The following is a 23,667-nucleotide window of genomic DNA, read 5'->3' as shown; positions in this document are numbered from 1 at the left end:
GGCCTATCCGGAGGGTAACTTTCCAGTTACCCGAGCCGCAGTCCTCACGCGCGGTTTCACACGCGCGTGAAGCACCACACGCCGAGCGCCAGCGCCCCGCTTCCGGCGACACCGGCGAGGGTCGCCGATGCGACGCGGTTCACACCGTGGGCGACCGGCTCACCCCGCCGCATTCGGCCCACCGTCCAGGCCAGGATCCCGCCTCCGAACAGGGCGAACACCATCCCCGCGAAGATCGCCGGCCCGCTTTCCATGGCTCTGTCCTTTCGCCCCGCGCCCTCAGGCTCGGGAGGCTGACACGCCCCGGCAGCCGGCGTACGAACCCACGGTGAACGCCGGGCGACCAGCACCCCATGGGGCGCCCACACCCCCACCCGACGCCGCGCACCGCCCCGCCGCCCCGGCTCTCCCGACTGTGGCGAATCCGTCGTTCCCGTCGCCTCTATGCCCACGCCACAGGCTTCGAAATGGACAAGGAGAAGCACGGGGCCGGGAAGGAACGGGACCGAGCTGCGCGACCGGACGGGAAACACAGGCACTGGTGCTACCGCAGGCGCCGGCGCCGGGGCTGCCTCAGGCACCGGACCTGTCGCTGGTGGGGCTTGGGGGCTAGGGACTGACGCAGGCACCGGGGCTGAGGTTGGTGGCTGCCTCAGGCACCGGGGCTGGCGCTGGTGGGGCTCGGGCCGGGCTGCCGCAAGCACCAAAGCTGGCGCTGGGGGCTGGGGCTGCCGCACCCAGGCTCGGGCTGGGGCTGGCTCTGGGCGGAGGCAGCCGGCGCCCATCGGATGTTGGCCGGTTTCGCCTCCCGGAAGATCCCGATCGGGTGTCCGGCCGAGCGCGGCCGGCAGCGGTACGAGCACACGCCGTACCTCCCAAGCCGGCCCGGTCCAGGAGGTACGGGGCCGGACCCCCCGGGCCGACCCCGTACCTCCTGCCGCCCCCAGCAAGCAGAAGCCGGAGGACCGGACAGGAGAGACCGCACAGGGCAGGAGGCGCCGGAGAGCCAGACAGGAGAGGCCTGAGAAACGGAGGCGTCAGCACCCCGCGCGCCCCGATCCGTCCGCCCCGGCGTCACCAGCTACCCGATCGGCTCCAGGAACCCCTGCTCGACCAGCAGGCGGATCTGCGCGGGCGTCCGGTCGCGCAGCAACACCGGATCCTCGCCGACCAGTTGGGCGATGGCGTCGAGGATCCGCCCCGCGCTCAGCGTGCCGTCGCACACACCGGCGAAGCCCGCGCCGACCGTGTCCACCTTGGTGGCCCTGCGCATTCCCCGGTGCTGACGCAGCACCACGTGCTCCGGGTCCTCGGCGCCGGGCAGTCCGACCTGCTCCTGCACGACCTCCGCCACCAGTCTGAAGTGACCGGCGAGCAGACCCGCGTCGTCGTGCCGTCTCAGATAGTCGACCCGGTCGAAGTGCTCACGTACGGCATCGCCGAGCGGCTGCTCGACGGAGTGCGGCCACTCCTCGACCGTGATCGAGGGCTCGGCCGCCGCTGTCCTGCGCAGGGTGATCCATCCGAAGCCGACGGCCTTCACCTTGCGGGCCTCGAACTCGTCGAGCCACGCGTCGTACCGCGCCTGGTAGTCGGCCGGGTCGGCCCGGTGGTCGCCCGAGTCGCGCAGCCACAGCTCCGCGTACTGCGTGACGTCCTGCACCTCGCGCTGCACGATCCACGCGTCGCAGCCCCGCGGCACCCAGGAACGCAGCCGGTCCTGCCAGTCCTCGCCCTCCACGTGCTGCCAGTTGGCCAGGAACTGGGCGTACCCTCCCTCGTTCAGCCGGTCCCCCGACTCCTGGACGAGCGTGCGGCACAGGTCGTCCCCGCCCATTCCGCCGTCGCGGTACGTCAGCCGGGCGCCCGGCGAGATCACGAAGGGCGGGTTCGAGACGATCAGGTCGTACGTCTCGTCGGCTCGAACCGGCTCGAAGAGGGAGCCCTGGCGCAGGTCGGCGGCCGGCGCTCCGGAGAGCGCGAGGGTGAGCGCGGTGATGTGCAGGGCACGGGGGTTCAGATCGGTCGCCGTCACGCGCGTGGCGTGCTGCGCGACGTGCAGGGCCTGGATTCCGGAGCCGGTGCCGAGATCGAGCGCGGAGTCGACGGGCGTGCGCACGGTGATGCCGGCGAGGGTCGTGGACGCGCCTCCCACTCCGAGGACGACACCTTCCTCCCGGCTGCCGATGCCGCCCGCGCCGCCGACGGCGCATCCGAGGTCGGACACGATGAACCAGTCCTCGCCACCGGGCCCGCCGTAGGGCCGGATGTCGACGCTCGCCGTGACCTCGTCCCCGCCCGTCCGGATCAGCCAGCCGCTCTCCAGGACGTCCTCGACGGGCAGCACGTCCGCCACGCGCGCGTACGGCACGGGCTGCTGCAGCAGGAACAGCCGAACGAGCGTCTCCAGCGGTGTGTCACCGCGGGTCGCCCGGAGGGCGGGCACGGTCTCACTGCGCGCCAGGGCCGCGTACGCGGGGGCGCCGAGCAGGTCGAGAAGACCGTCCGCGGTGAAGGAGGCGCCGAGGAGCGCGCTCCGCAGCCGGGCGGCGATGTCGGCACGATCGGACGAGGGCAACGGTGACAGGCTGGTGTGACTCACGCCTCCCATTGTGTCCGCTATCGCCCACGGGTACCCACACCTGTGGACAGAGCCCGGCCTGTGGACATCCCCACCTGTGGACAGAGGTTCACCCGTCGACCGCGGCTCATCCGTGGACAGCGGCTCGTCCATGGACAGCGGGGCGGCACGTGCCACGGGAGGGGCGGCACAGGCCGAGGGCCCGGCGCGCCTGCGCGCCGGGCCCTCCTTCGATCCTGAGGACGACCTCAGCTGTTGGCGGCCCCCGGGGACCCGGACGCCGACTTGCAGCTCTCCTGCTGCGCCATCGCCTTGCCCACCTCGCCCTCCTCCAGCTTCTTCAGGGCGTCGTTCCCGCTCTGGCTCAGTTTGCCGAGCTGGGTCGCGATGCCCTTGAGGCCCTCGGCGAACTTGGCCTGGTCCTTGGTGTCGAGCTTGGCGACCTGTGTCTTCAGGGCGGCGTACTGCGCGGAGATGCCCTTGAGCTCCTTGACCGCGTTGGTCTGCTTCGTCTTGCCGTCCTCGACGTCCGGCGGTCCCGCGTTGTCGACGGCGGTGCCGATCGCCTTGTAGGCGTCGGACATGTCCTGGAAGGCCTGTGCGTCGGTCTTCTGGACGTCCTCCGGCGCGCTGTTGTCCGAGGTCTGCTTCTGGATCGCGGCGTTGGCCGCCTCGATCTTCTGCGCCTCCGGCTTCACCGCGTCGCAGACCTGCTTCGCCCAGGAGTTCAGTTTGTCGTTGCCGCTGTCCCCGCTGCTGCCGCATCCCGACAGCGCGAGCACCAGTACCGCACCGCCGGACAGTGCGGCCGCGAGCTTCTTGTTCACCGGTTTGGTCCCTTCCATGGCCCTCGGCCCCGGAACATACACGCCATGTGGGCGACACCCACATGGTGAATGTCCGCTAAGACTGCTATTGAAGCCATTTGCACCAAGCGAGAGAAGGCTCACGACAGCGGCGCGAACACACACAGGGCGGGTGCACGGCACGTCAACACGCGCCGTCCACCCGCCCGTTGGTTCACTCCCCGACCCGGCACTCATTTCCGTACCGCATCGGGCGTGGAACCTGTGAGCTACGAAACCACCGCCGGATCGGCCGACTTGGCGACGCCTTCGTCGTTGTCCTCCTCGTCGCCCATGGCGATCCCGCGCCGCTTGGAGACGTACACGGAACCCACGATCACGATGAGCGCGAGGACGGCGATGAACACCCGCGCGCCGACGCTCTTGTCGTCGCCGTACGAGAACTTGACGATCGCCGGAGCGATCAGCAGCGACACCAGGTTCATGACCTTCAGCAGCGGGTTGATCGCGGGGCCCGCCGTGTCCTTGAACGGGTCACCGACGGTGTCACCGATCACCGTCGCCGCGTGAGCCTCGCTGCCCTTGCCGCCGTGGTGGCCGTCCTCGACGAGCTTCTTCGCGTTGTCCCACGCGCCACCGGAGTTGGCGAGGAAGACCGCCATCAGCGTGCCGGTGCCGATCGCACCCGCGAGGAACGAACCGAGCGCGCCGACGCCGAGCGTGAACCCGATCGCGATCGGCGTGAGCACGGCGAGCAGACCCGGCGTGGCGAGTTCGCGCAGTGCGTCCTTGGTGCAGATGTCGACGACTTTTCCGTACTCGGGTTTCTCGGAGTAGTCCATGATCCCGGGGTGCTCGCGGAACTGCCGCCGCACCTCGTAGACCACCGCCCCGGCGGACCGCGACACCGCGTTGATCGCCAGCCCCGAGAAGAGGAAGACGACCGCGGCGCCCGCGATGAGACCCACCAGGTTGTTGGGCTGCGAGATGTCCATCATCAGGTTCATCGGGGCGCCCGCTCCCGAGACCTTCTGACCCACGTCGCTCGCGGCCGTGGTGATCGCGTCACGGTACGAGCCGAAGAGGGCCGAGGCCGCGAGGACGGCGGTGGCGATGGCGATGCCCTTGGTGATGGCCTTGGTGGTGTTGCCGACGGCGTCCAGGTCGGTGAGCACCTGCGCGCCCGCGCCCTCGACGTCGCCGGACATCTCGGCGATGCCCTGCGCGTTGTCGGAGACGGGACCGAAGGTGTCCATCGCGACGATGACACCGACTGTGGTGAGCAGGCCTGTTCCGGCGAGCGCCACGGCGAACAGGGCCAGCATGATCGACGTACCGCCCAGCAGGAACGCCCCGTACACGCCGAGGCCGATCAACAGGGCGGTGTAGACGGCCGATTCGAGACCGATGGAGATGCCGGCGAGGACGACGGTGGCCGCGCCGGTGAGTGAACTCTTGCCGATGTCCCGGACGGGACGGCGAGTGGTCTCGGTGAAGTAGCCGGTCAACTGCTGGATGAGCGCGGCCAGCACGATGCCGATCGCGACGGCGAGGACCGCGAGGACCCGCGGATCACCGCCCTTGGCCTTGATCGCCGCGTCCGTGACCCCGTCCAGTTCGGCGTAGGACCCCGGAAGGTAGATGTAGACGGCGAGGGCGACCAGGACGAGCGAGACCACCGCGGAGATGAAGAACCCGCGGTTGATCGCGGACATACCGCTGCGGTCGGAACGCCGGGGCGCCACCGCGAAGATGCCGATCATCGCGGTGAGTACGCCGATGGCGGGGACGATCAGCGGGAACGCGAGCCCGGCGTCGCCGAACGCCACCTTGCCGAGGATCAGCGCGGCGACGAGCGTGACGGCGTACGACTCGAAGAGGTCCGCGGCCATACCGGCGCAGTCGCCCACGTTGTCGCCCACGTTGTCGGCGATGGTCGCGGCGTTGCGCGGGTCGTCCTCCGGGATGCCCTGCTCGACCTTGCCGACCAGGTCGGCCCCGACGTCGGCGGCCTTGGTGAAGATGCCGCCGCCGACACGCATGAACATGGCGATCAGCGCCGCGCCGAGACCGAAGCCCTCCAGGACCTTCGGCGCGTCGGCCGCGTACACGAGCACCACACAGGAGGCGCCCAGCAGACCGAGCCCCACCGTGAACATGCCGACTACGCCACCGGTGCGGAAAGCGATCTTCATGGCTTTGTGCGAGACGGCGGTGAGATCCTTTTCGGGCTCACCCTCCGCCGGGGTCGCTTCCCGTGCGGCGGCGGCCACGCGGACATTGCTCCGCACGGCGAGCCACATACCGATATAGCCGGTGGTCGCCGAGAACGCCGCGCCGATCAAGAAGAAGATCGACCGTCCGGCGCGCTGATTCCAGTCGTCCGCGGGAAGCAGCATGAGCAGGAAGAACACCACGACGGCGAATACGCCGAGCGTGCGCATCTGACGCCCCAGGTAGGCATTCGCGCCTTCCTGGATGGCCTTCGCGATCTCCTTCATGCTGTCGGTGCCCTCGCCGGCCGCGAGAACCTGGCGCACCAGGATCCCGGCGACCACGAGCGCTGCCACGGCGACGACCGCGACGACCGTCACGATGAGACGGTTGCCGTCCGTCAGAACCGCGGCTGCGAAGGTTGTGGGGTGGTCAAACTGCTGAGGGGTAGAAAGCCCCGCCATTCGTCCTCCTTGACGCTTGGGCTGAGCTCAAGATGTGGACGGATTCTAGGTACCGGAACCTGATCAAAACAGTCCGCGGTAAGCGGAATTAATCTTCACTCGCTCTTCAGCAAATGATCGACAGGCGTCTACGGACCCAAATGCAGTAATGCCCCAGAAGCGTTGTCGCTTGATCCAATTATCGCGCGAATGATCGTGAACCAATTCACGAAACGCCGTGCGCGATCACAGAAGTACCTGATCACCACATGGGCGTGCGAGGGCTGCCGGACATGCTCCGGACATGCCGAAGGGCCCCACCGAGTAGGGCCCTTCGGAAAAATAAAGAGGGACGGTTGTCAGGAAAGAGCCACGGCCGGCGGCGTGGTGGGCCAGCTCATCCTGATCAGTCCGCCGTGCTCTCCGGCGATGACTTCCACGTCGTCGACGAGGCCGCTGATGACCGCGAGGCCCATCTCGTCCTCCTCGATCTCCGCGTCGGAGGCGGTGCCGGACGCCCCTCCGGGCACCGATCCGGGCGCCTCGTCACCGACCTCGATGGAGAACTGCTTCTCCTCTTCGATCAGGGTCACCTGCACCGGTGCCGCGATACCGCCGCTCTGGTGCAGTCCGACGGCACGAGTACAGGCCTCGCCGACGGCGAGCCTGACCTCGTCGAGGACGGCCTCGTCCACTCCGGCCCTGCGCGCCACCGCTGCCGCCACCAGTCGGGCGGTCCTGACGTGCTCGGGCAGCGCGCTGAAGCGGAGTTCAACGGTGGCCATGCATCCCCCTCTGAACTACGGGCGTGCTGTCTGGGGGCCGGGCCGTGGGCCCGGTCCCCATGTGTGCGATGCCGGGCCCACGACCCGGGAGACCGGTCGTCAGTCGGTCGCGTTGACCGCCTCGTCCACCGAGGTGTGAATCGGGAACACCTTGGTGAGACCGGTAATACGGAAGATCTTCAGAATGCGCTCCTGGTTGCAGACCAGACGCAGCGAGCCCTCATGGGCCCGGACGCGCTTCAGGCCGCCCACCAGCACGCCGAGACCGGTGGAGTCGAGGAAGTCCACGCCCTCCATGTCGACGACGAGGTGGAAGCTGCCGTCGTTCACCAGCTCGACCAGCTGCTCTCGCAACTTGGGCGCGGTATATACATCGATTTCGCCGCCGACCTCGACGACCGTACGGTCGCCGTTGGGGCCGGACACATTGCGAGTCGACAGGGACAGGTCCACGGATCCTCCAGCACCTTGCTATCGAGCGGTCGCCCCATGGGACACCTCGGCAGAGCCCCCGGGACGGTTCGCCAGCCGCGATGGCATTCAATCACTTACCGGCAGGCGTGCACGACGCCTTGGGCCCATTGTCCGTCACGCCAGTGACACACTCGATGCCGATGGCCAAGAATCACCGATCCGATCGATCCACGGCGGACACCACTTCCCGCCCTTCGCCGAGCACCGTCCTGGACCGGCTCGCCTCGGGGCCGAGCCGGGCTTCGCGCATCACTCATACGGAGCACTTGCCCCCGCGAGAGGGTCGCCATGCCGTCTGGCCCGACCGGATCCGTCCGGAGGTCATCGCCGCGGTGCAGGCCGCGGGTATCGAGCACCCCTGGGCCCACCAGGCACGCGTCGCCGAGCACGCCCTGGACGGCGAGTCGGTCATCGTCGCCACCGGCACCGCCTCCGGCAAGTCCCTGGCCTACCTCGCCCCTGTCCTGACGGCCCTCCTGGAGGGTTCCGAGGCCCCGAACGGCCGGGGTGCCACCGCCCTCTACCTGGCTCCCACCAAGGCCCTGGCGGCAGACCAGCGCCGCTCGGTGAAGGAACTTTCACAACCGCTGGGCAATGCCGTACGCCCAGCCGTGTACGACGGCGACACGCCCTTCGAGGAACGCGAATGGGTACGCCAGTACGCCAACTACGTCCTGACCAACCCCGACATGCTGCACCGCGGGATATTGCCCTCCCACCCCCGCTGGTCCTCCTTCCTGCGCGCCCTGCGCTACGTCGTCATCGACGAGTGCCACACCTACCGCGGCGTCTTCGGCTCCCACGTCGCCCAGGTACTGCGCCGTCTGCGCCGCCTCTGCGCCCGCTACGGCGCCTCCCCCGTCTTCCTGCTGGCCTCCGCGACCGCCGCCGAACCCTCGGTCGCGGCGCGCCGCCTGACCGGCCTCCCCGTCGTGGAAGTCGCCGACGACGCCTCCCCGCGAGGGGAACTCGTGTTCGCCCTGTGGGAGCCCCCGCTCACCGAACTGCACGGCGAGAAGGGTGCACCCGTCCGGCGCACCGCCACGGCCGAGACGGCCGACCTGCTGACCGATCTCACCGTCCAGGGCATGCGCTCGATCGCCTTCGTACGTTCCCGGCGTGGCGCCGAGCTGATCGCGGTCATCGCCCAGGAACGCCTCGCCGAGATCGACCGCTCGCTGGCCCGGCGCGTCGCCGCCTATCGCGGCGGCTACCTCCCCGAGGAACGGCGCGCCCTGGAGAGCGCGCTGCACTCCGGAGAGCTCCTCGGCCTCGCCGCCACCACGGCCCTCGAACTCGGCGTCGACATCTCCGGCCTCGACGCCGTCGTCATCTCCGGCTACCCGGGCACCCGCGCCTCCCTCTGGCAACAGGCCGGCCGCGCCGGCCGGTCCGGCGAAGGCGCGCTGGCGATCCTGGTCGCCCGCGACGACCCACTGGACACCTTCCTCGTCCATCACCCGGAGGCCCTGTTCGACCAACCGGTGGAATCCACGGTCCTCGACCCGGACAACCCCTACGTCCTGGCCCCGCATCTGTGCGCCGCCGCCTCCGAGATCCCGCTCACGGACGAGGACTTGGACCTCTTCGGCCCCGCCGCCGCCGAACTGCTGCCGCAGCTGGAGGCCGCGAAGCTGCTGCGCCGCCGGGCCACGGCCTGGCACTGGACGCGCCGGGAGCGGGCCGTCGACCTGACCGACATCCGCGGGGGCGGCGGCAGCCCGGTGCAGGTCGTCGAGGCCGGGACCGGCCGCCTGCTCGGCACGGTCGACGAGGGCGCCGCGCACACGGCGGTCCACGAGGGCGCGGTCCATCTGCACCAGGGCCGTACGTACCTGGTGCGCAAGCTGGACCTGGAGGACTCGGTCGCACTGGTCGAGGAGGCCAGCCCGCCGTACTCGACGGTCGCCCGTGACACGACCACGATCGCCGTCCTCGAGACCGATGTCGAAGTCCCCTGGGGTGACGGCCGGTTGTGCTACGGCTCCGTGGAAGTCACGAACCAGGTCGTCTCCTTCCTGCGCCGGCGTGTCATCACCGGTGAAGTGCTCGGCGAGACCAAACTCGACCTCCCTCCCCGTACGCTCCGTACCCGTGCCGTCTGGTGGACGGTCACCGAGGACCAGTTGGACGCGGCCCGGATCAACCCGGAGATCCTCGGCGGCACCCTGCACGCCGCCGAACACGCCTCGATCGGCATGCTGCCGCTGTTCGCCACCTGCGACCGCTGGGACATCGGCGGCGTCTCCGTCCCGCTCCACCCGGACACGCTCCTGCCCACCGTCTTCGTCTACGACGGCCACCCGGGCGGCGCCGGGTTCGCCGAGCGGGCCTTCCACACCGCCCGCTCCTGGCTCACGGCCACCCGCCAGGCCATCGCCTCGTGCGAGTGCGACGCCGGATGCCCCTCCTGCATCCAGTCCCCCAAATGCGGGAACGGCAACGAACCACTCCACAAGCGAGGCGCCGTACGCCTGCTCACGGAACTCCTGCGAACGGCACCCGAGGAACCCGGCCAGGAGCATTCGGGTCAGAAGGAATCGGGTCCCAAGGAGACGGGTCCCAAGGAGTCGGGTCCGCGGTAGGCCGTCCGGGGAGTCACGGCGGCGTTCGCGGGTGCGGAGGACCGAAAGAGTGAAAGTCGGGCGCGTCAGGGCTGAACGGGTGAACGTCCGGCGTTTCATGGCCCCGGGCCGGGTCTGGCGGAGTGAGCGCGGGGCGCCCTGAAGGATCTGCGGAACCCTGGGGACTCACAGTCTCCGCAAACCCCGGAGAGCCCTGAGGACCTCGTGGTCCCGGAGATCCCGGAGATCCTTGAGGATCTGGTGAACCTGGAGATCCCGGCGGCCCCGCCCTCGATCTGACCTCGGCGGTGATCGGTCCCGTTCCGGACGACGCCGTCACGTCCGAGATCTGGCCCTCGACCGCGCACCGCACGAGCCGCGCGCTCTGTGCGCGGGCCACACGGTCCGCGCGGGCGCAGGCCGCCGTGCCACCGTCGCTCCAGTGATCGGCCGCGGCGAGGGCCGCCAGGTCCGCGGCCCCCGCCGCCCGGTGCCGCACCACGACGGCCTGCCCCATCGAGAGCACCACTCCGAAGACGGCACACAGCACGGCGATGGCGCCCACCGTCCACACCGTCGCCGATCCCCTGTCGGGGGACGCACGCCACCGCCCACGACAGCCCCTCCCGACGGTTGACCACACCCCTCGCCGAATCCACCGGCGACTTCGGCTCCTCACCTCCCGTCCACCTCCACAGCCGTGTCCCCCGCGTCCGCGTCCCCCACCGTCTCCTCCGCCAGCGCCACCGCCTCGTCCTTCAGTTCAAGGGACAGCGCGGCAGGACCGGGTGTCCTCGCGCCGACAGTGACCCGGACCAGGTCACCCTCCCGGCCCACCGTGACCCTCGCACCGGGCGGCGCCGCACTACGGGCCGTCGCCAGGACCGCTTCCGCCGGGTCCTGGCGCGCCGCCGACCGGGCGCCCGCCCTCGCCGCGTCCACGCACTGGATCTGCGCGGACGCGGCGAGCAGGGCCCAGACGAGCGCCATGCCGACGAGCACCAGCGAGGGCAGGACCACGGCGGCCTCCGCGGTGACGAATCCACCGTCCCGGCACGAAGTCGGACCCTCCCTCAACCGGTCCTGACGTGAACGGCGTTCACATCTGGACATTGAGAGCCCGCCCCACGATGCCCTGCAGTTCCTCACCGACCTGCCCGCTCGTCACCACCTTGTAGAGCGCGGCCGCGAAGGCCACCGCCGCGATGACACCCACCGCGTACTCGGACGTGACCATTCCCGCGTCCCTCCGCGCCGCGATGGACGCGAGCATCCAGGCCCGCATCCGCGCACGCCGCTGTCGTTGCCGTTGCCTCTGGCCTTGGCCTTGGCCTTGGCCTTGGCCTTGGCCTTGCCTTTGACCCTGACCGTGTCCATGTCCTCGTCCTCGCTCCAGTCCGAGAACGCGCACCGTCCTGCTCATTCCAACCTCCTTGAGATTCAGCCCTGTCGGACACTTCGCCCGTTGCCATTCACCCGTCACGACTGCCGCCGCCCGTCACCCACCACCCCCTCGCAGCAATCCGCCGGCCAGCCCGATCACCACGGGCAGCACCCCGATCGCGAGAAAGGCGGGCAGAAAGCACAGCCCGACCGGGGCGGTGACCATGACGGCCGCCCGGCGTGCCCGCGCCGTCGCGGCGCGCGCCCACTCGGCGCGGGCCTCCGCCGCGAGCCGGCCGACCGGCACGGCCGCCGGCACGCCCGACTCGCCCGCCCGCTCCAGCAGCCGCGCCAGCCCCCGAGCGCCCGGAAGCGACGCCAACCTCCGCCACGCGTGCACCGGTTCGCCGCCGAGCCGCACCTCCGCCGCGCCCCGCGCCAGCCGCTCACCCACCGGCCCGCCCAGCGCCACACCGACGGCGCGAGCGGCTGACACCGGACTCGCCCCGGCCGCGATGCAGGCGCCCACCAAGTCGGCGGCGAGAGGCAGTTGGCGGGCGGCCGAGGCCACGTCGTACTCCTCCGCAGGTGCCGGATTCCGCCGCCTGAGCCACCACCGGACTCCGAATCCGGCCGCCAGTCCGACCAGAACTCCGACGACGCCGCCGATCAGGACCCAGCCGGCACATCCGACACCCACCAGCGGCAGCCACCGTCGGCCGTAGTCCCGCACCTGATGGCGCTGCGGTGACGGCGTGGGTTCCGGGAGCAGCAACGCGGCCAGCCGTCCGCGCACCCGCCTCGCCCGTCGGACCGTCCCGAGCCAGCGGGCCGGTGTGCCGACCAAAAGCACTCCGCACACAAGTACCCCCAGCCTGTGGACAACTTCCACGCTCATGCCGTCTCCGCTCCTCGTACGATCCGCAGCGCCCACCACAGCCCCACGCCCTCCAGCACTCCGCCGACGAGCAGGCAGCCCAGCCCGGGACCGGTGTGCAGCAGCACGTGCAGGGGGTCCGCGCCGAGCGCGGTGCCGAGCAGAAGACCGAGGACCGGCAGGCCCGCGAGCATGGAGGCCGTCGAGCGTGATCCAGCCAACTGGGCACGCATGTCGGCCCTTTGATCGCGCTCGGCCCGCAGCGCGGCCTCCAGCCGGTCCAGTCCCGCCGCGAGCCCCGCACCCCGGTCCACGGCCACACGCCAGCACGCGGCGAGCCCCACCAGACCGTCGGCGCCGGGCTGCCGAGCCGCCTCGGCCAGCGCACCCGGTACATCCCCGCCGAATCTCGCCGCGGCCAGGACCAACGGCTGTGCGCCGGCGAGTCCGTCCGAGTCGCGTGCGGCCGCGAGCAATGCCTCCCCGGGCTGACGTCCCGCCCGCACCTCACCGGCGAGTGCGCCGCACAGGGCGATCACCGCGTCGCCACGTCGCTCCCGCTCGCGCCGGGCCTCCCCCGCTCGCCGCACCCGGCGCAGCATGGGCATTCCGGCCACTCCGAGGAGAAGTGGCAGAACCGACGTGCCCAGTACCGCGACCACTGCTCCGGCCACCACCGACCAGGCCTCGGGCCGCAGCCGACCGCGCAGGCGGTGCCAGTCGACACGGGCCCTCTGCCACAGGGGCGGACCGGTCACCGCCCCACCGCCGGTGAGCAACAGCCTGGCTCTGCGCGCGCCCGAACCGTGCCCGCCGATCAGCCATACCGCGATCCCGGCACACGCCATGGCCGCTCCCACGGGCGCCTCCGCCATCTCACCGACCCTCATCCCGCTCCCCGTTCGCATCCCGACGTCCATCACCTGTCAGAACTCGGCGTCCATCACCTCGGAAGGGCTCCTCGTACTCCTCCGGTCCGGGGGCACCTCCTCTCCCGAGCCCGATCGGCTCGCGGCATTCCTGACTTCGACATCCCTGGCTTCCCTCCCGAAGGAGCTCCCTCAGCCGCTCCCACCCCCGCTCGTACGCGAAGGCGTCCTCGCCCCACCGCAGCGCCGGCACCGTCACCACCAGCCCCGACGGGTCGCGTTCCAGCACATGCACCTCGGCGATCCGGCGCCGTCCGGCCCGGTCCCGCACGAGATGCAGGACCACGGACAGTGCCGCCGCCAGTTGGCTGTGCAGCGCGGCCCTGTCGAGCCCGGCCGCGGTGCCCAGAGCCTCCAGCCGGGCCGGGACCTGCGCCGCCGCGTTGGCATGGAGGGTCCCCGAGCCGCCTTCATGTCCTGTGTTCAGCGCGGCCAGCAACGAGACGACCTCGGGACCGCGCACCTCGCCGACCACCAGACGGTCCGGTCTCATCCGCAGGGCCTGCCGAACGAGATCCTGGAGCGAGACGAGGCCGACGCCCTCCTGGTTGGCGGGCCGCCCTTCCAGGCGCACCACATGCGGATGATCGGGCCGCAGTTCGGCCGAGTCCTCGGCGAGCACGATCCGCTCTCCAGGACCCACGAGTCCCAGCAGCGCGCTCAGCAGAGTCGTCTTGCCGGAGCCCGTGCCTCCGCTGATCAGGAAGGACAGCCGGGCGTCCAGCAGCGCTCTGAGCACCCGGTCCCCGCCGGGCGGCACCGTTCCCGCCGCCATCAGTTCGTCGAGGGTGAAGGCGCGCGGCCGTACGACACGCAGGGAGAGGCAGGTGGAGCCGACCGCGACCGGTGGCAGCACCGCGTGCAGCCGGGTTCCGTCGGGCAGCCTGGCGTCCACCCAGGGGCGGGCGTCGTCGAGCCGTCTGCCGGCCACCGCCGCGAGGCGCTGCGCGAGACGTCGTACGGCCGCCGTGTCCGGGAAGGACACCGAGGTGAGTTCCAGGCCGCCGCCGCGGTCCACCCAGACCCGGTCGGGCGCCGACACGAGCACGTCGGTCACCGACGGATCGGCGAGCAGCGGTTCCAGCGGACCGCTGCCGACCAGCTCGGAGCGCAACCGCTCGGCCGCGCCCAGGACTTCGGCGTCCCCGAGCACCCGCCCCTGGGCGCGCAGCGCCTGTGCCACGCGCGCTGGGGTCGGTTCGGATCCGTTCTCGGCCAGCCATTGGCGCACGCCGTCCAGCAGTCCCGCGCCTCCGTCCGGGCCGGCCCCTGGCCCGTCCCACGCCCGCGTTCCTGCGGGCAGGAAGTCTGCGGGGCCGCCCCGTGTCTCCTTCCGCCGCGAGAGATGGGGCCGGGGACCGTCCCGCGCGTCGGTCCGTCCGGGCGGAGGCGGCCCGGGCCCGTCCCGCGTGTCCTCCGGGCCGGCCGGAGGAGTCGCGTGTGCGTCCCGCGGGTCCGTCCGCACGGGCGCGCGGTCCGCGTACGCGCTCTGAGACCTGACTCCCGGTCGGCCGTCGATTGCCGCACCACGGTGCGGCAATCGGGTCGCGTCCCAGCTCATACGCCCCCTCCTTCGACCGGAACCCGCTCCCAGAAAGCCCTGCAGAACCGGGCCAGCGGGCCCTTCGTCGCGCTCCCCGGTGGCGGCCCGCCGTCCATCGGGAAGGACTCCGCCGGAAGTTCACCCACCAGCGGCAGGTCGAGCAGACGGGCGACCTCGCGGTCGTCGAGGCCCGGCCCGCAGGGTCCGCGGACCACGATCCGCAGGTCGCGCAGGACCATGCCGACGGCGGACGCCACCCGCCCGGCCGCCGCGATGGAGCGCAGGTCCGCGGGGACCACCAGCAGTCCCATGTCGAGCTGGGCGAGGATCTCGGCGACCCCTTCGTCGATGCGGCGGGGCAGGTCGACGACCACCGCACCACCGCGCCGTCTGGCGGCGGCCAGCACCGCGCGGACCGCCTGCGGGGGAACGGTGACCGCGTCGCTCCGGTCCCAGCTCAGAACCCGCAGGGAGTGCAGTCGGGGCAGGGACTCCTCCAGGGCGCCGCCGCCGACCCTGCCGCGGGAGGCCGCGAACGCCGGCCATCGCAGCCCCTCGGCCGTCTCTCCGCCGAGGAGTACGTCGAGTCCGCCTCCGAGAGGGTCCGCGTCCACGAGCAGGGTGCGCTTCCCCTCACGCGCCGAGGTGACGGCGAGCGCGCAGGCCAGCGTGGAGGCACCGGCCCCGCCGCGGCCGCCGAGCACGCCGACGGTGAGAGCGGGCCGGCCGACTCCTTCGGCCACATCGGCGATGCGGTCGACGAGCCATTGCTCGCCGTCCGGCAGCACCAGGACGTGATCGGCGCCGATCTCGACGGCCCGCCGCCAGACTCCGGAGTCGTCCTGGTCCCGCCCGACCAGGACGACTCCCCTTCTCCGCGCGGCGCCCCGCACGCGCGGTGCCGCGTCGTCGCCGACCAGGACGAGAGGTGCCGTCTCCCAGCTGCCCCTGCGTTCCGGAATCCCGTGATGGACCTCCGGCCGCGCTCCCGCGGCGGCGCACAGGCGCAACAGGTCGTCGAGGAGGTCGGCATCCTCGGTGACGATCAATGGTCCGCCCTGCCGCCCTTCGGCGGTGGGCGGCCGGTCATGGATGATGGCTCCCGCCACGATCACCAGCCCCCTTCGCTGCTTCTTGCGCGGGGCCCTCCAGGACCCCGTGATTCCCGCTCGTGTGAAGAGCCGTCAAGCGGCCTCCATATGCACGGCCGATACGAACCGGCCGAACGCGTCCGACAAACGGAACCCGGCGATGAACCGGCCGCGAACGGAGCGCGTGAGAATCACGGTGCAGCGATCCTGGAAATCGTGTGGATCTTGGTCGAAAACTGTGGACAACTCAGCGGCTGTGAATATCGCCTTCACGCCTACCGGTGAACACTCAACGACTTCCGCAGAGCATCCCGATGACTACGCACAGTGACGGATCATGGGCATGCGAAAAGCGCGGAATCCTGGCTACCGAGGAGGCTCCGGGGTCGCGCAGAGGAGGAGAAAACCCATCCGGACATGCGACGACCCCCGCCGGGGGGGAGAGCGGGGGTCGTCCCCACGGCCGACTCGGGGGGGGAGGAGTCGGACCGGGTTAGCACGGTCGCGAACGATCCGTGACTTCCATGGTGTACCCGAGAGCCTTCTCAGGCAAACCCACGCGCCTCACCTTACGCCGAATGGTGGGCCCTATGCTCAACCTCGTGGAAAACCACTCCTTGCCTCGCACAGCGGCCTTCTTCGACCTGGACAAGACGGTCATTGCGAAGTCGAGCACGCTCACCTTCAGCAAGTCGTTCTACCAAGGCGGACTGATCAACCGCAGGGCGGCCTTGCGCACCGCATACATCCAGTTCGTGTTCCTGGCGGGCGGCGCCGACCACGACCAGATGGAACGTATGCGCAAGTACCTGTCCTCGATGTGCCGCGGCTGGAACGTCCAGCAGGTCAAGGAAATCGTCGCCGAGACACTGCACGACCTCATCGACCCGATCATCTACGACGAGGCCGCGTCACTCATCGAGCAGCACCACAAGGCCGGTCGCGACGTCGTGATCGTGTCCACGTCCGGCGCCGAGGTCGTGGAGCCGATCGGTGAACTGCTCGGCGCCGACCGAGTCGTGGCGACCCGCATGGTCGTCGGAGAGGACGGCTGCTTCACCGGCGAGGTGGAGTACTACGCCTACGGGCCGACGAAGGCCGATGCGATCAAGGAGCTGGCCGCCTCCGAGGGGTACGACCTGCCTCGCTGTTACGCCTACAGCGACTCGGCGACCGATCTGCCGATGCTGGAGTCCGTCGGACACCCGCACGCGGTGAATCCGGACCGCACGCTGCGCCGCGAGGCGCTCGCCCGCTCATGGCCGATTCTGGACTTCCACCGCCCGGTCCGGCTGAAGCAACGGCTGCCCGCGCTGTCCGTACCTCCTCGCCCCGCCCTCGTGGCCGCGGCCGCGATAGGAGCCGCGGCGGCCACGGCGGGGCTCGTCTGGTACGCCAGCCGGCGCCGCGCGACGGCGGTGTGAACGGTCACTCGCGCGCGACGACTTCAGCGAAGTCCATTTCTCGCCCTTTTGAACCTAAAAGTAAAGAAGTGTGGTCAGGGGTTTCGCTTCCTCCGGACCTGGAGTACAAAGGGTTTACGGCCCGCGAGACCAAGGACATCCGCGAGGATCACCTTCGAACGCAACCAGGCCCCACGGACCGAGCATGAACATCGAGCACCCACGCGACGTCGACCCGTCGATTACGGGCCAGCCGCACCAGGTGACGGGCAAAGCTCCCGGCCTGATGGGCAATATCTCGAGGACGCTTGGTAACCCGGTGAACATGCCAGCGGCGGTACGAGAACTCGTACCGCCGCAACCCTTTTCCAGGCGATCGGACAGCCGCTACGCGGCGCCGCGCTGCAACGCCTCGCAGACCGCGGCGGACTCCCTGGCGCCCAGCTCGACGGCCCGGCCGCAGTGCGCGATCCAGGCGGCCATGCCGTCCGGAGTGCCGGAGACATAACCGTCCAGGGCCGCCAGATAGGCCGCCCGGCCGAGTTCCGCGTGACCGACCTCCGCCGGACAGATGGACTTCGGGTCGAGACCGCTGCCGATCAGGACGATGCGCTCGGCAGCGCGCGCGACCAGTCCGTTGTGGGAGCCGAAGGGGCGCAGGGCGATCAGTTCGCCGTGCACGACGGCCGCCGTGACCAGAGCCGGGGCGGAACCGCCGGCGATGATCAGCTGGGACAGCCCTTCGAGACGGCCGGCGACCTCGTCCGCGTCCGGCAGCGGCAACTCCACCAGGGGCTCGTCGGCCTTCTCCCCGCTCCGCCTCGGCCGGCCCACCGCGTCGCCCCGGTCGGCCGCCGCCACCAGATGGAGCCGGGCCAGCACGCGCAGGGGCGACTGCCGCCAGATGGACAGGAGCTGACCCGCTTCGGCGGTCAGCCGCAGGGCGGCGCCGACCGTACGGTCCTCCTGACCCGAGCTGAAGTCGGTACGCCGGCGCACCTCTTCGAGGGCCCAGTCCGCACCGGACAGCGCCGCGGAACCACGGGCCCCGCGCAACGCCGCCTCGGACGTGATCTCGTTGCCGCGGCGCCGCATGATCCGGTGTCCGTAGACCCGGTCCACAGCCTTGCGCACGGACTCCACGGAATCGGCCACCCCGGGAAGCGAACCGAGGGTCGCGAGGGGATCGGCGGCCGCACCTGTCGTACTCATGAGTACGACATTACGCACCCCGGGCCCGCACCCCACGAAGGAGTGGTCTTCTTCACGCGGCGCGAGCACCTGGAGCGACGATCGCACTACGCTTGGTGAACATGAAAATTGCTTTCGTCGGGAAGGGCGGCAGCGGCAAGACCACGTTGTCGTCGCTCTTCATCCGCCACCTCGCCGCCTCGGGGGCACCTGTCGTCGCCGTGGACGCCGACATCAACCAGCATCTGGGGGCCGCGCTCGGGCTCGAAGAGACGGAGGCCGCGGCGCTCCCCGCCATGGGTGAGCGGTTGCCGCTCATCAAGGACTATCTGCGCGGCTCCAACCCGCGTATCGCGTCCGCCGAGACGATGATCAAGACGACCCCGCCCGGGGAGGGCTCCCGGCTGTTGCGGGTCGGTGAGACCAATCCGGTGTACGACGCCTGCGCCCGGCCGGTGGAACTCGACGGCGGCGTCATCCGTTTGATGGTCACCGGCCCGTTCACCGAGGCCGATGTGGGGGTGGCTTGCTACCACTCCAAGACCGGTGCCGTGGAGCTCTGCCTGAACCATCTCGTCGACGGCCGGAGCGAGTACGTCGTCGTCGACATGACGGCGGGCTCCGATTCCTTCGCGTCCGGCTTGTTCACCCGCTTCGACATCACGTTTCTCGTCGCCGAGCCGACCCGCAAGGGAGTCTCCGTCTATCGCCAGTACAAGGAGTACGCCCGCGACTTCGGCATCACCCTGAGGGTGGTCGGCAACAAGGTGCAGAACCAGGACGACATCGACTTCCTGCGCGCGGAGGCCGGTGACGACCTCCTGGTCACGGTCGGACACTCCGACTGGGTACGCGCCATGGAGAAGGGCCGCCCGCCCCGGTTCGAGGCCCTCGAAGAGAACAACCGGCGCTCGCTGCACGCCCTGCGGACCGCCGCCGACGCCACGTACGAGCTGCGCGACTGGGAGCGGTACACGCGCCAGATGGTGCAGTTCCACCTGAAGAACGCCGCCAGTTGGGGCAATGCCAAGACCGGGGCGGACCTCACCGCACAGGTCGACCCCGCCTTCGTACTCGGTGACAGCCCCATGGCCACCGCGTGAGCGGCCTGCCGGCCGACAGGCCGCTTCGGACGGAGAGACAGACCGCCCGAAGCGGCGCTTCCGTCTGAGCGACGGAACGGCCCGGGGCACCCCTACGGCTTGGGCGCAGGCGCCCCGGGCTTGGACGCGGGCGCCCCGGGAACACCCTTCGGGGCCGGGGCCGGGCGTCCGGAGAGGAACGACGCCCAGCCCTGCTTCGGGGCCTCCCCGACCTGGAGGCCGCGGAGCTTGCCGAGGGTGGCCGGATCCTGGGCGTCGAGCCAGTCGGCCAACTGCCGGAAGGAGACACAGCGCACCTCGGCCCTGGTGCAGACACGCTCTACGACCTCGTCCACGGCACGCATGTAGGTGCCGCCGTTCCAGGGCTCGAAGTGGTTGCCGATGATCAGTGGCGCGCGGTTGCCGTCGTAGGCGCGGTCGAAGCCCTTCAGCAGCCCGTCGCGCATCTGACGGCCCCAGAACTCCTGCTTGCCCGGGTCGCCCTGAGTCCGCGTGCCCGACTGGTTGACCATGAAGTTGTAGTCCATGGTGAGCTGCTCGTAGGAGTGCCCTGGGAAGGGTACGAGCTGCATCGACAGGTCCCACAGCCCTTCCTTCCTCTTCGGCCAGACCTGGTCGCCGACGCCGCTGGTGTCGTAGCGGAAGCCCAGTTCGCGGGCCGCCTTCATGAAGTTCTCCCGGCCCTCCAGACAGGGGGTACGGGCGCCGACGAGTTCCTTGTCGTAGTCGAAGGGCAGCGAAGCCGCGCCCTTCAGGCCCGCGTTGGTCTTCCACGACTTCACGAACGACTTCGCCTGGGCGATCTCGCTCTTCCAGTCCGCGACCGACCACTGGCCGACCCCGGCCTCCGTGCCGCAGAAGTGGCCGTTGAAGTGCGTGCCGATCTCGTTGCCCTCCAGCCACGCGCCGCGCAGCTGCTTCGCGGTGTCCGCGATCCCCTGCTCGTCGTTGAAGCCGATGTCCGAGCTGCCCGGCGAGTGCTGTGGCGGCCGGTACAGGTCGCGCTTGCCCTCCGGCAGCATGTACACGCCACTCAGGAAGTACGTCATCGTCGCCCGGTTGGCCTTGGAGAGCTTCCGGAAGTGGGAGAAGAGCTTCTGGCTGTCCTCGCCGGCGCCGTCCCAGGAGAAGACGACGAACTGCGGTGGCTTTTGGCCCGGCTTCAGCCGCTCGGGCCGCGGCAGATGCGGCTGCGCCCCGGTGTACGAGGTGGAGCCGTCGCCGATCAGGCGGACTCCCGCCTTGGGCGCCGCGACTCCCGCCGTCCTCTTCGCGCCGTGCGTCCGTTCGCGGGACGGCGTGCCGGCGCCCGCGCAACCGGCGAGCGCCGTGGCACAGGCCGCGGCGACTGCCACACCGGCGGTGATCCTCTGGGTGGCGGCCATGTCCGGCCCTCCTTCTCCTCGGTCGGGCAGCGCCGGTCGGGGCGCCGGCTCGGCTGTGCACCGGCAGCGCCGCCAAGGTTTCACGGGACCGAAAAGGAATAAGTACGACAAGCCGATCAAAAGCCCGCTTCACTCCAGGGGGTGAATTAATGCCCCATTTGCCCCTATTTTCAGCATCAACCCTTTACCCTGCATTACGATCCGTTTACCGAGCGTTGAAGAATCCCGCCGCTGCACGCCGTGACCCACGGCCGCGACCCGCCCCCCGCCGCCTCAGGACGGGGGATCACCTGTTCCGCGACCGCGCTGCCCCGGAGGAGACGGGAACCATGTCTGCCTGCGTCCCCACCCGCGCCGCCGACCCGACTCGGCCCGCGCAGGTTCACCAGTCCCACAGCCCCCCGCCGACCCCGCCCCGACGCTTCCGTGTCGCGGGCGCCGATCTGTCCGCCTCGATCGCGGTCTTCCTGATCGCCCTCCCCCTGTCCCTCGGCATCGCCCTCGCCACCGGCGCGCCGCTCCAGGCCGGCCTTGTCGCCGCCGCCGCCGGCGGACTGCTCGCGGGACGGCTCGGCGGCTCACCCCTCCAGGTGAGCGGACCCGCCGCCGGGCTCACCCTCGTCACGGCCGAACTCATCCAGCGCTACGGCTGGCGCGCGACCTGCGCCATCACCGTGCTGGCGGGAATCACCCAGCTGGGTCTCGGCTGCCTGCGCGTGGCCCGTACGGCCCTGGCCGTCAGCCCCGCCATCGTGCACGGCATGCTCGCCGGCATCGGGGTGACCATCGCCGTGGCCCAGCTCCACATCGTGCTGGGAGGCATCCCGCAGAGCTCCGTCCTCGACAATCTCGTCGGACTGCCGGAACAGGTCGCCCGCCTGCACTCCGCGGCGGTGTCGATGAGCGTGCTGACCCTGGTGCTGCTGTTCGCCTGGCCGCGTCTTCCCGGACGGACCGGGCGGGTACTGCGCAAGGTGCCCGCCGCGCTGGTCGCCGTCGCCGGAGCCACCCTGACCGCCTCTCTCACAGGACTGACACTGCCGAGGGTCGAACTGCCGTCCTGGAGCAGCCACGCGCTGGCCGGGCTGCCCGAGGGCCCGGTGCTCGGCATCGTCGCCGCCGTCCTCACCGTGACGCTGGTGTGCAGCGTGCAGTCGCTGCTCGGGGCCGTCGCCGTGGACAAGCTGGTGAGCGGCCGCCCGGAACTCCAGGGCCGTGTGGGGCGTTCCCGCCTCGACCGGGAGCTGCTCGGGCAGGGCGCCGCCAATGTCGTCTCCGGCGCGCTCGGCGGACTGCCCGTTGCCGGGGTCGCGGTGCGAAGTTCCGCGAATGTGCAAGCGGGCGCCGTCAGCCGGAACTCCACGATCCTGCACGGCGTTTTCGTAGTGATTGCCGCGCTGCTGATGGTCCCGATCCTCGAGCTGATCCCCCTCGCGTCGCTCGCCGCCCTGGTGATGGCCGTCGGCATCCAGATGGTGTCCTTGCACCACATCCGCACGGTCACCCGCCACCGCGAAGTGCTGGTGTACGCCGTCACCACACTCGGCGTCGTGTTCCTCGGCGTCCTTGAGGGCGTGGCGCTGGGGGTCTGCGTCGCCGTCGGTGTCGCCCTGCAACGCCTCGGCCACACCCGCATCACCCACGAAGAGAGGGAAGGAGTCCATCACGTACACGTACGAGGCCAGTTGACGTTCCTGGCGGTGCCCCGGCTCAGCCGCACCCTGCACCTCGTGCCCCGGGGGACGGACGTCGTCGTGCGGCTGGACGGCTCGTTCATGGACCACGCGGCATACGAGTCGCTGCAGGACTGGCAGAGCACCCACATCGCCCAGGGCGGCACGGTCGATCTCGGCGGACGGACCGGAACGCGGATCGCCGAACCCGCGAACTCCAGACACTGCCGCTGCCGGCCCTGGACACCCTGGCGGAACCACCAGTGCCATGCCGCCGCCGAGCCCGGGCCCCAGCCCTCGGAGGCGCTTTCGGACGGACAGGAGGATGAGTTGGGCGAGGCCAGACCGAGCGGACATCAACTGGCGCGCGGAATCAGCGCGTTCCAGCGCAACACCGCACCCCTGGTGCGCGATGAGCTGGCCCGCCTGGCCAGAGAAGGGCAACAGCCGTCCCAGCTGTTCCTGACCTGTGCCGACTCCCGGCTCGTCACCTCGATGATCACGTCCAGTGGTCCGGGCGACCTCTTCGTCGTACGGAACGTCGGCAACCTCGTGCCGCCGCCGGGCAAGGAGAGCGGGGACGACTCGGTGGCCGCGGCCATCGAGTACGCGGTGGACGTACTGAAGGTGCGGTCCATCACGGTGTGCGGGCACTCCGGGTGCGGCGCCATGCAGGCCTTGCTGGCGTCGGAACCGGGTGGGACTCTCACTCCGCTCAAGCGGTGGCTGCGGCACGGGCGGCCGAGCCTGGACCGGATGGCCGCCGACGGCAGACCGTGGGCGCGGATCGCCGGACGGGCGCCCGCCGACGCGGTGGAGCAGCTCTGTCTGACCAACGTGGTGCAGCAACTGGAGCACCTGCGGGCACACGAGTCCGTCGCGCGCGCTCTTCGGGAGGGTGCGCTCGAACTCCAGGGGATGTACTTCCACGTCGGGGAGGCCCAGGCGTATCTGCTGGCCGAGGCCGACGGGGACGAACTGTTCGATCACGTGGGCGCTTTCGATCACGCGGGCGTCGTGGAGGAACTGCGGCATCCGGCGTGACCGGGGGTGGGGGGGGGGGGGGGGGGGGGGGGGGGGGGGGGGCCGCCCCCGCCCCCCCCCCCCCCCCCCCCCCCCCCCCCCCCCCCCCCCCCCCCCCCCCCCCCCCCCCCCCCCCCCCCCCCCCCGCCCCCGCCCCCCCCCCCCCCCGCCCGGCCCCCCCCCCCGCCCCCCCCCCGCC

Annotated in this window: 18 protein-coding genes and 1 pseudogene; 4 read left to right on the top strand and 15 right to left on the bottom strand. The window is 70.8% G+C overall.

The genetic code is table 11. From position 1 onward, the window contains the following. Positions 1-56 precede the first annotated feature (56 nt). The 6 genes from ACF07B_RS37325 to bldG form a co-directional block, all read right to left on the bottom strand. Positions 57-254: a hypothetical protein gene (locus ACF07B_RS37325; protein ID WP_392182190.1), complete on the bottom strand. Its 198-nt coding sequence runs from the start codon at positions 252-254 to the stop codon at positions 57-59. Positions 255-1,081: 827 nt separating this feature from the next. Further along, positions 1,082-2,611: a methyltransferase gene (locus ACF07B_RS37320; protein WP_369481818.1), complete on the bottom strand. Its 1,530-nt coding sequence runs from the start codon at positions 2,609-2,611 to the stop codon at positions 1,082-1,084. Between the two features lie 218 nt (positions 2,612-2,829). After that, entirely contained in the window at positions 2,830-3,426 is a 597-nt protein-coding gene (locus ACF07B_RS37315) for a small secreted protein (protein WP_392182189.1), read from the bottom strand. A gap of 230 nt (positions 3,427-3,656) precedes the next feature. After that, complete coding sequence (locus ACF07B_RS37310) at positions 3,657-6,065, bottom strand: sodium-translocating pyrophosphatase (protein ID WP_369486527.1); 2,409 nt, start codon at positions 6,063-6,065, stop codon at positions 3,657-3,659. Between the two features lie 338 nt (positions 6,066-6,403). Continuing rightward, a complete protein-coding gene (locus ACF07B_RS37305; protein WP_362395697.1) occupies positions 6,404-6,829 on the bottom strand; it encodes an ATP-binding protein in 426 nt (141 codons plus the stop codon). A 99-nt stretch (positions 6,830-6,928) separates the two neighbouring features. Beyond that, positions 6,929-7,282: an anti-sigma factor antagonist BldG gene (gene bldG / locus ACF07B_RS37300; RefSeq protein ID WP_037625427.1), complete on the bottom strand. Its 354-nt coding sequence runs from the start codon at positions 7,280-7,282 to the stop codon at positions 6,929-6,931. A gap of 80 nt (positions 7,283-7,362) precedes the next feature. Between bldG and ACF07B_RS37295 the strand changes: the two genes are divergently transcribed. Next, positions 7,363-9,888 (top strand): DEAD/DEAH box helicase, encoded by a 2,526-nt coding sequence (locus ACF07B_RS37295; protein WP_392182188.1) that lies wholly within the window; start codon positions 7,363-7,365, stop codon positions 9,886-9,888. Between the two features lie 232 nt (positions 9,889-10,120). Here the strand turns inward: ACF07B_RS37295 and ACF07B_RS37290 are convergent. The 7 genes and pseudogenes from ACF07B_RS37290 to ssd all read right to left on the bottom strand — a co-directional run. Continuing rightward, positions 10,121-10,522: pseudogene (locus ACF07B_RS37290) on the bottom strand (Rv3654c family TadE-like protein); the annotation flags it as partial. Between the two features lie 20 nt (positions 10,523-10,542). Beyond that, the gene (locus tag ACF07B_RS37285) at positions 10,543-10,980 is read right to left on the bottom strand and encodes a TadE family type IV pilus minor pilin (RefSeq protein WP_392182187.1); all 438 of its coding nucleotides are present in this window, start codon (positions 10,978-10,980) and stop codon (positions 10,543-10,545) included. After that, a complete protein-coding gene (locus tag ACF07B_RS37280) occupies positions 10,967-11,152 on the bottom strand; it encodes a DUF4244 domain-containing protein (protein WP_225860790.1) in 186 nt (61 codons plus the stop codon). Before ACF07B_RS37280 ends, ACF07B_RS37285 begins: the two co-directional genes overlap by 14 nt. A gap of 213 nt (positions 11,153-11,365) precedes the next feature. After that, entirely contained in the window at positions 11,366-12,148 is a 783-nt protein-coding gene (locus tag ACF07B_RS37275) for a type II secretion system F family protein (RefSeq protein WP_392182186.1), read from the bottom strand. Continuing rightward, positions 12,145-13,002, bottom strand: a complete 858-nt coding sequence (locus tag ACF07B_RS37270) for a type II secretion system F family protein (RefSeq protein WP_392182185.1) — start codon at positions 13,000-13,002, stop codon at positions 12,145-12,147. Before ACF07B_RS37270 ends, ACF07B_RS37275 begins: the two co-directional genes overlap by 4 nt. A gap of 1 nt (position 13,003) precedes the next feature. Next, positions 13,004-14,359, bottom strand: coding sequence for a TadA family conjugal transfer-associated ATPase (locus tag ACF07B_RS37265; RefSeq protein ID WP_392182255.1), 1,356 nt, complete (start codon positions 14,357-14,359; stop codon positions 13,004-13,006). Positions 14,360-14,613: 254 nt separating this feature from the next. Further along, on the bottom strand, positions 14,614-15,708 hold the full coding sequence (gene ssd, locus ACF07B_RS37260) for a septum site-determining protein Ssd (protein WP_392182184.1): 1,095 nt from the start codon (positions 15,706-15,708) through the stop codon (positions 14,614-14,616). Positions 15,709-16,280: 572 nt separating this feature from the next. Here ssd and ACF07B_RS37255 point away from each other — a divergent pair. Further along, positions 16,281-17,114 (top strand): HAD-IB family hydrolase, encoded by an 834-nt coding sequence (locus ACF07B_RS37255; RefSeq protein ID WP_362395679.1) that lies wholly within the window; start codon positions 16,281-16,283, stop codon positions 17,112-17,114. 366 nt (positions 17,115-17,480) lie between these two features. Here ACF07B_RS37255 and ACF07B_RS37250 read toward each other — a convergent pair whose 3' ends face one another. Beyond that, positions 17,481-18,305, bottom strand: coding sequence for an oxidoreductase (locus ACF07B_RS37250; protein WP_362395676.1), 825 nt, complete (start codon positions 18,303-18,305; stop codon positions 17,481-17,483). A gap of 101 nt (positions 18,306-18,406) precedes the next feature. Between ACF07B_RS37250 and ACF07B_RS37245 the strand changes: the two genes are divergently transcribed. Further along, entirely contained in the window at positions 18,407-19,387 is a 981-nt protein-coding gene (locus ACF07B_RS37245) for an ATP-binding protein (protein WP_392182183.1), read from the top strand. Positions 19,388-19,479: 92 nt separating this feature from the next. Here the strand turns inward: ACF07B_RS37245 and ACF07B_RS37240 are convergent, their stop codons facing one another. Further along, positions 19,480-20,772 carry a hypothetical protein gene (locus ACF07B_RS37240; RefSeq protein WP_392182182.1) on the bottom strand — a complete coding sequence of 431 codons (1,293 nt, stop codon included), beginning with the start codon at positions 20,770-20,772 and terminating at the stop codon, positions 19,480-19,482. Positions 20,773-21,101: 329 nt separating this feature from the next. Between ACF07B_RS37240 and ACF07B_RS37235 the strand changes: the two genes are divergently transcribed. Beyond that, complete coding sequence (locus ACF07B_RS37235) at positions 21,102-23,489, top strand: SulP family inorganic anion transporter (protein WP_392182181.1); 2,388 nt, start codon at positions 21,102-21,104, stop codon at positions 23,487-23,489. Positions 23,490-23,667: the final 178 nt, after the last annotated feature.

Origin of the sequence: Streptomyces sp. NPDC015532 (assembly GCF_043078065.1) — a bacterium.
Lineage (GTDB): Bacteria > Actinomycetota > Actinomycetes > Streptomycetales > Streptomycetaceae > Streptomyces.
The sequence above is the reverse complement of the archived record's forward strand: the minus strand, read 5'-3'. Positions and strand labels throughout refer to the sequence as shown.